Here is a 15,948-nt window from a genome sequence, read left to right on the forward strand (position 1 = left end):
TATCAGGTTCTCCTCAAGGAGGAATTATTTCCCCTTTGTTGGCGAATGTATATTTACATTACATGGACCTGAAAATGGAGGAACTGATTAAAGAAGGAAAACCAATTAGGAAAGGAAACCCAGAATACTGGAAAGCATGGACTAAAAACCAGCACCAGAGACTGGGGATTGATAGTTCTATCAACCTAAATCCAAAACCAAGAGTCGAATACATCCGTTATGCTGATGATTTTATTATTGGTGTTAAAGGCGAGTATGACAAAGCCGAAAGGATTAAGAATCAAGTAACACAATGGCTAGAGCAAGATTTAAAACTTACCATCAGTAAGGACAAATCAAAAATTGTCAAGGCCAGCAAAGGAACTAGGTTCTTATCCTACTTGATTAAGGTAAAACTCACCAATAAAACTCGCGAAAGGAAAACCGTAAAGAATTCCTTAAATGGTAAAGTTCAAATCCAAGTTCCCAAAGCGAAAGCCAAGGAATATGGACACGAATATAATTGGTTAAAAGAGGGAAAGGTAAAACACGACAAAACATTAGTGAAGAGAGATGAATTGGAAACAATCCGGATCTATCGAACAATTGTTAGAGGAATTATCCAATACTTTTATTTAGCTAACAATATAAGTGTTTAACCCATCTAAATTATCTAGCTGAAGATAGCTGTTTGAAAACACTGGCAAGAAAACGGAAAACGTCGATTGCCAGAGTTCGAAAGAAACTTAATATAGGTTCAACTTGGGCTATTCCTTATCTTAATAAAGGGAAAATCCAATATGAACCGTGGGCTGTCTACTCTTGGGATAAAATTAAAAAAATGCGTAACTACAAAGGAAACCCGGATTATTGCCTTAATAGATTTAAATTCCGAGGTCGTACGCATCTAACTGACCGTCTAAAAGCGGAACGTTGTGAGAACTGCGACGAAACAACCCAACTTCAAATTCATCACATTGGGACAGTTCGCAATGCGAATCACCAAAGGATCATGAATAAAAGTACCAAGGTATTGTGTAAAGATTGTCATTGCAAGATAACCAATCAACAAATACACGATATTAGAAATAAGAATGATAAGAATAAATAGCTAATCAACCGCGAGGGGAAATTAGTTCTCGCAAGAGAGTAAATTATGGAAAGCGGTGTGCTTGGAAACTTGCTCGCACCGTTTGGACGGGGGCTGATTGTAAATAAAACAGCAAATACAAATCGCTGCATAAAACGCAATTAATCTATCCGTATCTTTAGGAATTAAAGGTAATTTTCAAAAAAAGCTTTTGGTATATCAAAAAGATAAAGAAATGTGTTTCAGGTGTAATAAAGTAATTCAAAAAATTAAAATCAATGGTCGTAGTTCTTATTTTTGTGATTTTTGTCAGTTAAAATAAATAGAAATATTTTATGTTATTTTTTGATAATTATGAGGTCTAATCAGTATTTATTCTTGTTTTTATCAGTTTTTATCAATTATTTATAATTATTTATAGTAATAGTATTTAAGGAAGGCCACAAATAATGATTAATTCGAATATAATTAAAATTTATTGTGTTAACAAATTGACTTTGGAAGATTACAAAGTACTTAATTTATTATATCAACCCCTAATTGGAACTATTGCTATCTCTTTGTATAATACTTTATATTTTTTAAACGAAAGTAAAAATAATATTGATAATAATTTTACTATTACATATCAGATGTTATTCGATTTGTTAAATGTAAATAAAAAAACTTTTCAATCTAATCAATATAAATTAGAAGCTCTCCGTTTGTTAGAAACTTATTCTAATGATAATCAAGATATTATTTATGTACTTTATTCTCCTGTTTCAGTTCAAAAATTTTTCAATGATCCTTTATTAAGTCATTTTTTTTTAAGCGAAGTTGGTAATTATTATCATTGTTTACAAAAATTATTACTAAATAAATTACCTTTAATACCTGAAAATTTCCAAAATATTAGCAAAAATTTTGTAGATCTTTATAAAGTTAATAAAATTAATATTGATTATACCTCTTTATATCATCATTCTAATTCGGGTAATGCCCAAAACAATAATAATAACCATTTAGTGGTATTTAAAAAATTTTTCGATTACGAAGTTTTTTTTAATAATTTATCTGAACGTTTTAAAAAACCTTTTTTATTAGAAAATGAAAATATTGATTATATCGTAACTTTAGGTTTTGTTTATATGTTACAACCAAAAGAAATGGCTGTTTTGTATCAAAAAATTTTTCGCCATAATTGTAATCAAAATCTTAATATTAATTTAAATGTTTTGAAAGATTATTTATATGAACAAAATATAAAAACTCAACAAAATATTAAAATTATTGATGTTAATAATCATCAACAAGAAAAAAATGAAATGATTTTATGTTTAAAAAGATCGCATCCTATTCATATTATTAAAAATTTTGGTAAAAATATTAACATAAATAAAAAATTAAATCATGATTTATTCATGTTAATTCAAAATCATAAAAATGTAGATATTGGAGTTATTAATGCTTTATTAATGTATATTTGCAAAAAGAAACATCATGAAATTGATTTTGTTTTATCTTATAATTATTGTGATGTTGTTTTAAAATCATGGTTAAAAAGAGGTATTATTTCTGCAGAAATGGCTTATAATTACTTGACAGAAGAGTTAGAAAATAATAATAATAAAAAATTTAATTCTGCTCGCAAAAATGTTCCTTTGCCTAAATGGTTAGATGATTTTATGAAAAATTTACATTAAGTTTGCATTAATTAAAAGTAATCGAGAAATATTTGAGTTCAACTATGAGACTGATAAATTATTATATAATCTTATATTGGTGCCGAAGAGGACTAAATTTCATGCTATTTATCCAATATTCAGGGCAGATTCTAAAAGAATATGATCGGTCAGGAAAACGAAAGAATGATTGATTATAGAAGACTATAAAATTGGGTTGTAACAAAAGCAAATTAGTCAAGAGGATACTGCCGCCGAATAATTTCTTGGAAAAGTCTGAAATGGCCTAAGAAGAAAAAGTGATTTAGTATATAGACCTATTTCGGAATTTGCTTAAACGAACAGGTCAGAGTCTACTAATATATAATTATTAAGTAGTTTATGTTTATCAGATAAAGCAAATTTGGAATCATTTTCTCTAAAAAAAGAGGATACTTACCCTAAAAAATTAATGTCGGAATTTAGCGTAATTTGAAGAATCCTAAAACTAAGTAATTAAATTTACTAATCAGAAAATAAAAGCCTGGATGGTCAAGGATAAAGCATCTTCTTAGTAGTCGTAAACGTAAACCTAAATTTAATTTATTAAATTTATTTTTTATTTTGATAAATTGTTTATTAATATTATTTAAATGTTTAAAATTAAAAATAAATAGACATAAAAAAACATGATATAATAAACTAAGTAATAATTTATGTGTAAGCTAAAAATATTTAGTAATGTTAAGAAAAAATGAGATTTTAGGTAAATATTTGATGATTTTAAAATTTATTTGTTGAGGTTTAATAACAATAGATTTTTTCTAATTAATCTATATTTATCTGAATTTATAATAAATTCAATGTGTTATTATTTTAGTTTTATAAAAATTTAGATTTTAAAAAAAATTAAATTTTTAATTTAAATTTTTATTTAGGAGTTATTATGGATTCATCTGAAAAGTCAAATTTTCATTTGCAAAAAATTAAAGATTATATTAAGAATCATCCCGACACAAAACATTTACAAATTAAAGACGAAGATGTTATTATTGTTTTTAATTATTTAAATAAAAAAGATAAACCTAATCCTTTCGGATATAAATTAGTTTTAAAAGAACAACCTTATCTTCATGTAGTTTGGCAAGAAACTGTTAAAACTAAACAGATAGATTGGAAAAATAATTTACAACAAAAAAATTTTTTATTTAATCAGGAAATAAATTTGACTGGTATAGATATTAAAAATATAAAATCTATGTCTAAAACACAAAAAAGTATTTTTAATTATATGATGGATATTGTAGAAAAATATAATTCTTTTGATATCAACATTAAACAAAATAAAGGTTTATATATTTATGGTCCTTTTAATTCTGGAAAAACTTTTATGTTAAAAATATTAGCTAAAATGTTATTACTAAATCGTATTCCTTTTTTATTTATTGTTATGTCAGATTTGGTTCGGCAATTTAAATTTTTATGGACTCATGATATTATAGAAGATAAAATAAACCATTTAAAAAAAATTCCATTTTTAATTTTAGATGATTTTGGTTTAGAAAATATGAATGCTTTTTTTCGAGATGATATTTTTATACCTTTATTAAATTATCGTTATGAATATAATTTACCTGTTTTTTTTAGTAGCGTTTTGCATCAGAATGATTTGAAAGAAACTTTACAATTAAATGTAGATTTAATTAATGCTACTAAATCTGCGAAAATTATTAATTTAATTCAAAAATCTACTTTATTATATGATTTTTCTTATAATATTTCTAAAAATAAATTGTCATGATAACAAGAAGGGCGCCAAAAGAGGCCTAAATTTCGTGCTATTTAACCAATAGCCAGGGTCGATAAACCCTGAATGGAGATGGTCGGTTTGACAAACGAAAGAATGTCTAATTATAGCAGACTATAAAAGCGGGTTGCGACAAAAGCAAATTAGTCAAGAAGACCTCGCCACCCAATAATTCGATGGAGAAGCCTGCAATGGTCTAAGAAGGAAAATTGATGTAATAGCGAGACCTGTTTCGGAAGTTGCTTAGACGGACAGTCCAGAATCTACTAATATAAATAGCTTGTATTGAGTAACTTATCGAACAATAAACCTGGAATCAGCCTCCCAAAAGAGGATACTTCCCCTAAAGAATTAAGGTCGAAATTTAGTGTAACTTGGAGAATCCTAAAACGAAGTAATTAAGTTTACTAAGCCGGAATAAAACCCCGGAGCGTCAAGGATAAAGAATCTTCCTAGTAGTCGTAAGGGTAAACCTAAATTTGGTATAATTTAGTTAATCGCCTTACCGAGAAGAGAGTTAATGACTCTTATAGGGCGAAAGAAGAAAGTAATTTACTATTTATTCAATGGTATCAAGGAAGGAGTTGATATATAATATCAACAACGGTTTCACTAGAAACTAAACTTTCGCGAACATTGGATAAAATTCAATATCGTTCATCAAATGGTTACTCCTTAAAAAGAGAGTTGCAACAAGGAATGAATAACTTCTATAACACGTTAACAGAATTTAATAAAATTGCTACTAACAAAGGGGCGGGCACACCAGGCATTGACAATGAAACCATTGATGGAATTAATCTAGAAAGACTCGAAAGATACCATCAGGAATACGTCAATAATGGTTATAATCCCAAACCAGTTAAAAGAATTCTCATTCCTAGTGATAATAAAAGAATCAGACTTTTGGGGCTACCTACTATCAAAGACCGGCTAATACAAAAATGCCTTAGCTCCTTATTTTGAAAATATCTTTTCAGCATGGAACTTGGGATTTAGAACCAAAAAATCTTGTCATGACGCTATCAAACGTGTCAAACAAAGATTTAAAGGGATTGACTATATCGTCAAAATTGACTTAAAAGGCTTTTTTAATACGATCAATTATGAAATTCTTATGAGAACCTTAAATCGGGTTCATCAAAAAGAGTAAAGTTCTCTCAACCATTAACAAATGGCTAAGAGCTGGCTTCATAAAGGATGGCATCAAATACGAATCTTTATTAGGTTCTCCTCAAGGAGAGATTATTTCTCCCTTGCTGGCGAATGTATATTTACACGACATCGATCTGAAAATGGAAGAACTGATTAAAGAAGGAAAGCCAATTAAGAAAAGCAACCCAGAATATGAGAGAGCATGGCTTAAAAAACCATCACCATCAACTGGGGATTGATAGTCAGCTTAATCTAAATCTAAAACCAAGAGTCGAATATATCCGTTATGCTGATGACTTTATCATTGGTGTTAAAGGCGAGTATGACAAAGCCGAAGGGATTAAGAATCAAGTAACGCAATGGTTAGAACAAGATTTGAAACTTACGATCAGTAAGAACAAGTCAAAAATTGTCAAGGCCAGCAAAGGAACTAGGTTCTTATCCTACTTGATTAAGGTAAAACTCACCAATAAAACTCGCGAAAGGAAAACCGCAAAGAATTCCTTAAACGGTAAAGTTCAAATCCAGATTCTCCAAGCGAAAGCCAAGGAATATGGACACGAATATAATTGGTTAAAAGAGGGAAAGGTGAAACACGACGAAACATTAGTGAAGAGAGATGAATTGGAAACAATTCGGACCTATCGAACAATTGTTAGAGGAATTATCCAATACTTTTATTTAGCTGACAATCTAAGTGTTTAACCCATCTAAATTATCTAGCTGAAGATAGCTGTTTGAAAACACTGGCAAGAAAACGGAAAACGTCGATTGCCAGAGTTCGAAAGAAACTTAATACAGGCTCAACTTGGAGTATTTTTTATATTAACAAAAGGAAAACCCAATATGAACCATGGGGTTATCTACTCTTGGGATAAAATTAAAAAAATGCGTAACTACAAGGGAAACCCGGACATTGCCATTAATAGATTTAGATTCCAAGGTCGTACGCATCTAACTGACCGTCTAAAAGCGGAACGTTGTGAGAATTGCGGCAGAACAACCCAATTCCAAATTCATCACATTGGGACAATTCGCGGCGCGAATCGCCAAAGGATCATGAATAAAAGTACAAAGGTATTATGTAAAGAATGTCATCGTAAGATAACCAATCAACAAATACATGATATCAGAAAAAATAAGAACAATAAGAAATTGCCTAATAAAAACGCAATTAATCTATCCATTATTATTTTTTTATTAGTTATTAAATTAGTTAAAATGATATTTTTTTGGATTAATTATATATTGATTTTCAAAAATTAGGGAGAATATAAATATGATTCGTTTAATAGACGTGAATTTGAGCTTTGATGAAGACGAAGATATTTTAAAAGATATTTCTTTTAATTTACCTAGTCGCGGATTTGTTTTTTTGTCAGGACCATCAGGTTCAGGAAAAACTAGTTTATGCAATCTTTTATCAGGATTAGAAAAGATAAGTCATGGTAATATTTTAGTAGAAGATAAAGATTTATCTACTTTTTCAAATTTTGAAATGGCTGATTATAGAAATGGTATGATTTCTTATATAACGCAAGATGCTTATTTTATTAATGAATTAAGTGTTTTAGAGAATATTCTTTTATCTGTTAAATTACAAAAAAGCGTTGTTAATCCGCTCATTCATAAACAAATTAAAGATTTATTTAAATATTTTAATTTACCTATCAGTTTATTGACAAAAAAACCTTTTAAATTATCTGGAGGACAATTACAAAGAGCCAATGTAATTAGAAGTTTAATCAAAGATGTTGATGTGATAATATCTGATGAACCTACAGGTAATTTAGATCCAGATTCTAGTAATTTAGTTTTTAAAAAATTAAAAGAGATTTCTGAAAAAAAATTGGTTATCGTAGTGACTCATGATATTTTATTAGCAACCAAATATGCTGATATCATTATTAAAATAAAAGAAGGTATTGTTAAAGATTATTTATTGCGTAAACAAAATGACACTTTTAATAATGAAAATGTTCAATTTAATGAAAAGGATTTAGATTTATTAACTTATGTTGATAATTTAGAAAAACAAAAATTTGTTTCTAAAATCAAGGAAGTTTCTAATTTATTTGAAAACGATCATCTTTTGAAGTTTAAATCTGTTTCATCTAATTTACCTTTTAAAGAAGTGCATTCTATTTGTAAATTTTTTTATAAAAATCATTGGAAACGAAATTTATTTAGTCTTTTTTATTATTTTGTAACATCTTTTTTAGCATTTAGTTTGATATTGTATGTAAATATTTTCTTGGGAAAAATATTTTGGTATAAAACATCTTTGTTTAAAAATATATATTTAGAATTGAATGAAAGTATTATATTGCCTTTTTCAAAAGGATTTTATGGAGTATCTTTTGTAGGATTTTTAGTAATATTTTTATTTTGGTTGTTTTATTTTCTTTTATCTAAGTCCTTTCTTAATCGTCAGACAATAGTTTTTTATCGTACCGCAGGTATTACTCGTATTTTAGGTGCGAATAGTCGAATTATTAATAAAATATTATTTTATTTTATCGCTTATTTTATATTGGCGTTTACTTTCTTACAGCAAATGTTTATGTTTTTATACCAATGGTCAGTTAATAAAAGTGTCAATAAGGGTTTGAATTATTTCAATAATGGTTTAAATTATTTTTCTATGTTTTTGGATAAAAAAGCAATTCCTGGTTTTAATGATATGAATTTGTTTGCACAAAAAAAATCATTAGTGCAATTAAGTGAAAAACTTTATCCTTGTTCTATCGAAATTCTTCAAAACTTTTTTTATCCTTTATGTGAGAATGGTTTTTTTTCAATTTCACCTAGTTATCGAACTATAGTTAGTTGGATAGGTTTTTTTATTATTTGTTTTTTCTTTGTGTATAGTATTTATCTTTTAATGAATTCTAAACGATTAAATAAAACAAAACCTTTAATGATGTTAAAAAAAGGAAATTCTTGAAATAATTTTCATAAAAAATTCATTATAAATAAATAATTTATTTTGTTATAAATAATTATAAATTTTATAATTTTTTATTAAAATAATAACTCGATTTCTTAAGATTATTTTTTAGGAAATTGAGTTATTATAATTCTTATTTTATTTATTTTTATATTCATATTTTTGATTCTTTAATTAATTCAAACAATAAATATTTTTTATTAAAAGGATTTTAATTTCATATGAAAATTAAAGTGATAAGCACTTCTACTAGTTGTTTAGATTATTTTCATCAAAAACATAATATTGGATTAATTAGATTACAAATTTTTTTAAATAATCAAGAATATCGAGATGGTGAAAATTTAACTGCAGATCAATTTTATGATTTTATAACTAAAAATCCTCGTTTAATCGCTACTACTTCTCAACCTCCTATAGGAGAAATAGTTGATTATTTTCGCCAAATAGCTCGTTTAGGTTATCAAAAAATTTTTGTTACCACTTTGTCTAGTGCATTAAGCGGCAGTTATAATAGTATTTTATCTGCTAGTAAAATAGTTGCTTCTGAAATAGAAGTTATAGTTTTTGATACCCAAAGTATTGGTTTTTGCGAAGCATATTGTGCTTTACAAGCTGAACGTATGTTTTCTGAAGGTTTTGAAATTTCAGAAGTTATAACATATTTAGAAAGATTACGTAAAAATAATAAAATTTTTTTTATAGTAGATTCTTTAAATCATTTGATTAAAAGTGGTCGTTTAAGTATTGCTAAAGGTTTTTTAGGAAGAATTTTTCATATTAAACCTATTTTAAAATTAGAAGCTCCTGGTATTATTACAATGATTAAAAAAGTTTTTACTATGGAAAAAGCTTTTGATTGTATTTTGAAAGAAATCGAAAATTATACGAAAAATCAGAAAAATCAAAAATTTTTTTTACATATTTTAACTTCAGGACGTCCTCCTATGAAAAATAAATTAATAGAAATTTTTAAAAAAAAGTTAAATATTAATGATATTTTAGAAGTTATTATTACTCCGGTGATAGGAGCGCATGTAGGTAATAATGTTCTTGGTGTGGGATTAATTATTCCTCCCATTTGATCTCATTAAGAAGTTTTAATAATCGTAAGGTGTAAATATAATATATGTTAAATGAAAATTTATATATGGATAAAGCTAAAAAGATTTTAAAAATATTAAAAAAATATGACCAATCAGAAGCTTTTATAGTGGGAGGGGCTGTTAGGGATTTTTTATTAAAAAAACCTGTTACAGATGTAGATATTACTACTAATCTGTTACCTGAAACTATTTGTGAAATTTTTAATGTTCCAAAGACAAGAATTCGTTACGGTTCTGTTAAAATTTGTTTTGAAAATGATTATTTCGAAATAACAACTTACAGGAAAGAAGGGGAATATTTAGATTTTAGACATCCTTCTTCTATTATTTTTATTCAAGATGTAAAAGAAGATTTACAAAGACGTGATGGGCGCCAAAGAGGCCTAAATTTCGCGCTATCTAACCAATAGCCAGGGCCGATAAACCCTGAAAGGAGATGGTCGGTTCAGCAAACGAAAGGATGTTGGATTATAGCAGACCATAAAAGCGGGTTACGACGAAAGCAAATTAGTCAAGATGACTCCGCCACCGAATAATTCTATGGAGAAGTCTGAAATGGCCTAAGAAGGAAAATTGAGGTAATCTAAAAACCTGTCTCGGAAGTTGCTTAAACGGACAGTCCAGAGTCTACTAGTATAAAATCACGATATTGAGTAGTTTATCAGATAAAGGAAACCTGGGATCAGCCTCCAAAAAAAGAGAGAGGGCACTTCACCTAAGGAATTGAGGTAGAAATTTAGTGTAACTTGGAGAATCCTAAAACTAAGTAATTAAATTTACTAATCCGGAAATAAAAGCCCGGATGGTCAAGGATAAAGCATCTTCTTAGTAGTCGTAAGGGTAAACCTAAATTTGGAATAATTTAGTTAATCGGCTTACCAAGAAGAGAGTTAATGACTCTTATAGGGCGAAAGAAGAAAGTAATTTATTATTTATTCAATGGCATCAATAAAGGGGTTGATATATGATATCAACAACGGTTTCACCAGAAACTAAACTTTCGCGAACATTGAAGAAAATTCAATATTGTTCATCGAATGGCCACTCTCTAAAAAGAGAACTCTAGCAGGGAATGAATAACTTTTATAACACTTTGAAGAATCACCATTAACAAAGGTACGGCTACGCCAGGAATTGACAATGAAACCATCAATGGTATTAATCTCGAAAAACTAGAAAGATACCATTAGGAATACGACAACAACGGTTACCATCCGAAACCATTCAAAAGAATTCTCATTCCCAATGATAATAAAATTTGGGTTTATCCACTATCAAAGATCGGCTAATACAAAAATGTCTCGAATAACTCTTAACTCCTTGTTTTGAAAATATTTTTTCAGAATGGAGCTTGGAGAACCGAAAAATCTTGTCATGATGCCGTCAAACGCGTCAAACAAAGATTAGGAATCGATTATATTGTCAAAATCGACTTAAAAGGTTACTTTGATACCATCAATCATGAGATTCTCATGAGAACCTTAAATCAGTTTATCCCAAAGAATAAAAACCTCTTAACCATTTGTTAATGGTTGAGAGCCGGTTTCATGAAAGACGGTCTCAAATACGAATCTTTATCGGGATCTCCCGAGGAGGGATTATTTCTCCTTTGCTAGCGAATGTATATTTACATTACATCGACCTTTAAATGGAGAAACTGATCAAAGAAGGAAAAACCGATTAGAAAGAATAACCCAGAGTATAGGAAAGTATAGCTTACAAGAATTATCCGATACTTTTGTGTAGCTAACAATCTAAGGGTTTTAACCCATTTAAATTATCTAGCTGAAGATAGCTGTTTGGAAACACTGGCAAGAAAGCAGAAAAAGTCAATTGCCAGAGTTCGGAAGAAATGTAAGATAGGTTTAACTTGGTCTATTTCTTATCTTAAGAAAGGAAAAATCCAACATGAACTATGGATTGTTTACTCTTCGGATAAAATTAGGAAAATGCGTAATTACAAGGGAAATCCGAATATTACCATAAATAAATACATATTTCAAAGTTGTAAGAATCTTAGCCTAAAAGCGGAACTTTGCGAGAAGCACAGTAAAACAGTCCAACTTCCAAATCATCATATTGGGACAATTTACAACGCGAATCACCAAAGGATCATGAAAGAACTAAAGTATTGTGTAAAGATTGTCATTAGAAAATAACCAATCAGCAAATACATGATATTAGAAAGAATAAGAACAATAAGAATAAATAGCTAATCAATCGCGAGACGAAATTAGTTCTCGAAAGAGAGTAAATTAGGGAAAGCGGTGTGCTTGGAAACTTGCTCGCACCGTTTGGACGGGGGCTGATTGTAAATAAAACAGCAAATACAAATCGCTGTATAAAACGCAATTAATCTATTCGTATTTTACTATAAACGCCATTTTATTAGATGAAAATCATAATATATTCGATTATGTTAATGGCTTAACAGATTTAAATAACAAAATTATTCGTATTATAGGTGATCCTTATCAAAAATTAACTGAAGATCCTTTAAGAATGTTAAGAATTTTTTATTTTAAATCAAAATTAAATTTTTCTGTAGAAGAAAAAACAGAAAAATTTTTAAAAGATAATATCGCTTTAATAAATAAATTGAGATCTTTTTTTATATTTAGAGAATTTAATAAAATTTTGAAACAACCTTATGTTAATTTAACTTTTAATTATTTATTATATACAAAAGCTATTTATTGTTTAAAAAGTTTAATTTCTGGAATATTATTTTTTATCGAATATAAATTAGAAATTATTGATCCAGATTTTTTTTTCATAATTGCTGTTTATTTAAATAATAAAGTATTCTATGATTTTTCTTTTCCTTATAATCAAAGAATAAAAATTATTAAATTGGTCGCATTATTAAAACACAAATATCCTTTTTTATCTAATTTAAATAAATTTGAAATATCAAATTTACAAAAAAAATTTTTAAAAACAGGTTTATTTTGAATTATTTATTTGTATGTCTTTATTTTATTGTTAAAAGTATTTGAAATTTTTGTTATATTTTAAATAATTAAGAAAAATAAAAATGAGTTTAAAAATTATGATTTATAAAAACCAATTAGAAAATTTAAAGAATGCTGAAATAGGAAAAAAATACCAAATTTTAGGAAAAATTACTAATATTAATAAAGGTGATAATTTTTACAATATAGATGTTTTGTTAACGGAAACGGAAATTATCAATATCAAAATAGAAAATAGAAATTTAGTTTTAATAACTGAAAAAATTTATATTTTTGAAGTAATTAGAAATTTAAAAAGCAATAAATATTATTGGATTTGCCAAAGTTTGAATTTAATCGAAAATATTTTAAATTTAGAAGAAACTTATCAATATTATCGTCTTTTTTTTGTATGTGCGCCGTTATCTTTTGAAAAAGCTGATTTTTTAATTAATAAATATATTAATAAAATTAAAAATTATAATTTAAACAAAATTACAACTTCGTTATATAATAAATATAAATTGCCTTTTTTGATTTCACCAGCTGCTTTTAAAATGCATCATAATTATTACGGAGGATTAGCTTATCATACTACTAATATGTTGCAAATTACTTTAAATCTAGCCGAAAGATACAATTTTTTAAATTTAGATTTATTATATGCAGGAATTATTTTACACGATATGTTTAAAGTTAAAGAATTTAATTTTTCGAAAAAAGAATATACTAAAGAAGGAATTTTATTAGGTCATTTAGTTTTAGCTGTTAATTATGTTCATGAAGAAGCTGTTTTATTCAATATTCAGGATACAGAAGAAATATTATTATTAAAACATTTATTAATTTCTCATCATGGTTTATTAGAATATGGCGCTTTAAAAACTCCTCAAACAGGTGAAGCATTTTTATTATGGCATTTGGATAATATAGATGCCAAATTAACTTCTTTAGGAGAAACATTAGCTAAAACTTCTGCAGGTAGTTTTTCAGAACCTTTAGCGGTTTTCGAAAAAAAGTCTTTATATAAACCCAATTTATAAAATTTGATATTTATTTTTATAATTTGGAAAAATAATGATGTTTAATAATGATGTTTATTATTGATGTAATGAATTATTAAAAATTTAAAAATTATTAATATATCTGATGCAGTATTAATAAAAATTATTTAAACTTTTTACTAAAATAGATTGAATCTTTTCGAAAAATTATTTAGTTTTATTAAAATTATAAATTTAATTACAAATATAAAAAGAAATTTTATTATTTTTTTTATTTTAATAATTTAAAGGAGTTCTTATTGAAAGACAAGAAAAAAACTTTATTGATTATTTTTAGATTAATTATGAATTTATTATTATTATTATTGATTTTTGGGTCTCTAATATTAAATTTTAAAAATAATAAGGATTTAATGAATTTAAAATCTGATTTATCTCGCAAAAATGAAGCAAATTTTTTAAATTTAACTAATAGTTTTGATGAAAAAGAATCTTTTTATCCAACTAATAGTGATAATTTTCTTGATTTTTCAACTTTATCGGGTTTTAAAGAAGAAAAGAAAATAGCTAATTCGTTTATATTGTATATAAAAAAACCTGAAAAATTTAAAGATATTGGTCACATTGAACCTCCTTTAGGTATTTTGTTATATGGTGTTCCTGGAACAGGAAAAACTACTTTTGCTCGGGCTATAGCTAAAGAAACACAGTTGCCCTTTTTTGAATTGAGTGCTTCTATTTTTTCAAAAAAATATAGAGGTCAAGCGGTACAAATGATTAGAAATTTATTTAATGATGTACGTAAAATATCTAAAAAACACCCTGGAGCTATTATTTTTGTAGACGAATGTGAAACTATTTTTCGAAAATTAACAAATTTAGAAGGTGATTCGGAAATTACCAATATTGTTAACCAATTCAAAACAGAATTGACTTCTAATGAAAATGATCCCAAACATCCTATTTTTATTTTAGGAGCGACTAATAATTTTTCACAAATCGATGATGCTATAAAATCGCGTTTTTCTTATGCTATCGAAGTTAAACCAGGTAATAAATCAGAGCGTAAACAATTTTTAGAATTTTTAATGGATCAAAAACTTAAAAATCCATATAGTCCGGAAGCTAAAAAATTTTTATATGAAGTAATTAATGAAGCTTTAGATAGAATTGCATCTAATTATGATTTTTTAAAAACTAATCGTACTTTAGAAAATTTGATGAAAGCTGCTGCTATGAATTTCGCTATAAAAAGAGCTAATGATGATGATTATCTTACAGTTAGTAAAGAGACAGTTAATATTGATGATTTGAAAGAAGCTTATCGTAGAATTATTATTACTGATAAAGATTTAAAAATACTAAATGAAATGGAACAACAATTTTTACAAAGAAAAAATTCCTTAAAATAGAAATAAATTAAATCTATTTTGGATGATGCTAAGATCAAATTCGCAAAAAATAAAATATTTAAACATAAAAAAAAGCTGTTTATTATAATAAACAGCTTTTATTTTTTTTAAAATTAAAAATTTTATTTTAATTTAAATTTCAAATTTAATCATATTGGTTTTATAGTCATTTATTTTATATATAATTAATTTATATATAAAACGTGTAAGAATTAAAAAATTGGTGATTGTCAAAATTATTAATATAGTTTTCCAATATCGAAAATTACTATTAAAAATATTATTGTCATTAATATCAATATAGTTAGAATAATTATTATTTTCAGAAATGAATATTTTTCTAAAAACTAAAAAAAATTGGTTTTTTATTTCGCTATATTTTTCAATAGATTTTTCAAAATTGTTTTTAGCGCGATCATATTTTAAATTAGAAAGGATAAAATCTTTATTATTTCGCTGCGTTTCGGCTTCTAACATAAATTCATCGCCTTTATTTCGGAAATAAACAGCGCTATTTTCTTTATTAGATTCCATTTCTGATTTGATATTATTTAATTTTGATTTGATATCTTTATTATTAACAAAATAAAAACTTAATTCTAATAATTTAGAAATTTCTTCTTTATTTTTGTTAATTATTTTTTTTAATATTAAAGAGTTATTTGTTTTAATTTTGTTGATATCGAGATAGATTAACGCGGTTTAGAAAGAAGAAATGATAATAACTTTTTTCATATTCGCAATTAGCCCCCCACAGAACCGGACAAGCAAGTTTCCCAGCATCCGGCGCCTAATATCTTATAATCTAAGATATTGAAACTCTTTCGCCATGTAAAGGTTATTACCCT

At 26.6% G+C, this 15,948-nt stretch carries 12 protein-coding genes and 3 pseudogenes; 14 read left to right on the forward strand and 1 reads right to left on the reverse strand.

The window, feature by feature from the left end; genetic code table 11:
- The 14 genes and pseudogenes from OC698_RS03210 to OC698_RS01655 all read left to right on the forward strand — a co-directional run.
- A pseudogene (locus tag OC698_RS03210) lies at nt 1-1,090 on the forward strand (reverse transcriptase domain-containing protein); the annotation flags it as partial.
- A gap of 214 nt (nt 1,091-1,304) precedes the next feature.
- Nucleotides 1,305-1,391: a zinc finger domain-containing protein gene (locus OC698_RS03330; RefSeq protein ID WP_420887785.1), complete on the forward strand. Its 87-nt coding sequence runs from the start codon at nt 1,305-1,307 to the stop codon at nt 1,389-1,391.
- A 127-nt stretch (nt 1,392-1,518) separates the two neighbouring features.
- Nucleotides 1,519-2,754 carry a DnaD domain protein gene (locus tag OC698_RS01580; protein WP_304512983.1) on the forward strand — a complete coding sequence of 412 codons (1,236 nt, stop codon included), beginning with the start codon at nt 1,519-1,521 and terminating at the stop codon, nt 2,752-2,754.
- Nucleotides 2,755-3,658: 904 nt separating this feature from the next.
- Complete coding sequence (locus tag OC698_RS01585; protein WP_304512984.1) at nt 3,659-4,513, forward strand: ATP-binding protein; 855 nt, start codon at nt 3,659-3,661, stop codon at nt 4,511-4,513.
- Nucleotides 4,514-5,113: 600 nt separating this feature from the next.
- Nucleotides 5,114-6,832: pseudogene (locus tag OC698_RS03215) on the forward strand (reverse transcriptase domain-containing protein); the annotation flags it as partial.
- Nucleotides 6,833-6,953: 121 nt separating this feature from the next.
- On the forward strand, nt 6,954-8,621 hold the full coding sequence (locus tag OC698_RS01620) for an ATP-binding cassette domain-containing protein (RefSeq protein WP_304512991.1): 1,668 nt from the start codon (nt 6,954-6,956) through the stop codon (nt 8,619-8,621).
- Between the two features lie 224 nt (nt 8,622-8,845).
- Nucleotides 8,846-9,709, forward strand: a complete 864-nt coding sequence (locus OC698_RS01625; protein WP_304512992.1) for a DegV family protein — start codon at nt 8,846-8,848, stop codon at nt 9,707-9,709.
- 44 nt (nt 9,710-9,753) lie between these two features.
- Nucleotides 9,754-10,140 carry a hypothetical protein gene (locus OC698_RS01630; protein ID WP_304512993.1) on the forward strand — a complete coding sequence of 129 codons (387 nt, stop codon included), beginning with the start codon at nt 9,754-9,756 and terminating at the stop codon, nt 10,138-10,140.
- Nucleotides 10,141-11,055: 915 nt separating this feature from the next.
- Nucleotides 11,056-11,259: a hypothetical protein gene (locus OC698_RS03360; protein WP_304512994.1), complete on the forward strand. Its 204-nt coding sequence runs from the start codon at nt 11,056-11,058 to the stop codon at nt 11,257-11,259.
- A 198-nt stretch (nt 11,260-11,457) separates the two neighbouring features.
- On the forward strand, nt 11,458-11,889 hold the full coding sequence (locus OC698_RS03365; RefSeq protein ID WP_304512999.1) for a group II intron reverse transcriptase/maturase: 432 nt from the start codon (nt 11,458-11,460) through the stop codon (nt 11,887-11,889).
- Between the two features lie 214 nt (nt 11,890-12,103).
- Nucleotides 12,104-12,175: pseudogene (locus OC698_RS03340) on the forward strand (hypothetical protein); the annotation flags it as partial.
- A gap of 57 nt (nt 12,176-12,232) precedes the next feature.
- Nucleotides 12,233-12,685, forward strand: coding sequence for a tRNA nucleotidyltransferase/poly(A) polymerase-related protein (locus tag OC698_RS01645; protein ID WP_304512995.1), 453 nt, complete (start codon nt 12,233-12,235; stop codon nt 12,683-12,685).
- A gap of 97 nt (nt 12,686-12,782) precedes the next feature.
- On the forward strand, nt 12,783-13,727 hold the full coding sequence (locus OC698_RS01650; RefSeq protein WP_304512996.1) for an HD domain-containing protein: 945 nt from the start codon (nt 12,783-12,785) through the stop codon (nt 13,725-13,727).
- A 260-nt stretch (nt 13,728-13,987) separates the two neighbouring features.
- On the forward strand, nt 13,988-15,100 hold the full coding sequence (locus OC698_RS01655) for an AAA family ATPase (protein ID WP_304512997.1): 1,113 nt from the start codon (nt 13,988-13,990) through the stop codon (nt 15,098-15,100).
- A gap of 132 nt (nt 15,101-15,232) precedes the next feature.
- Here OC698_RS01655 and OC698_RS01660 read toward each other — a convergent pair whose 3' ends face one another.
- Nucleotides 15,233-15,634 (reverse strand): hypothetical protein, encoded by a 402-nt coding sequence (locus OC698_RS01660; RefSeq protein ID WP_304512998.1) that lies wholly within the window; start codon nt 15,632-15,634, stop codon nt 15,233-15,235.
- Between the last annotated feature and the right edge of the window lie 314 nt (nt 15,635-15,948).

The sequence above is a fragment of the Candidatus Phytoplasma gossypii genome (assembly GCF_030586975.1).
Classification (GTDB): Bacteria; Bacillota_I; Bacilli_A; order Acholeplasmatales; family Acholeplasmataceae; genus Phytoplasma; species Phytoplasma citri.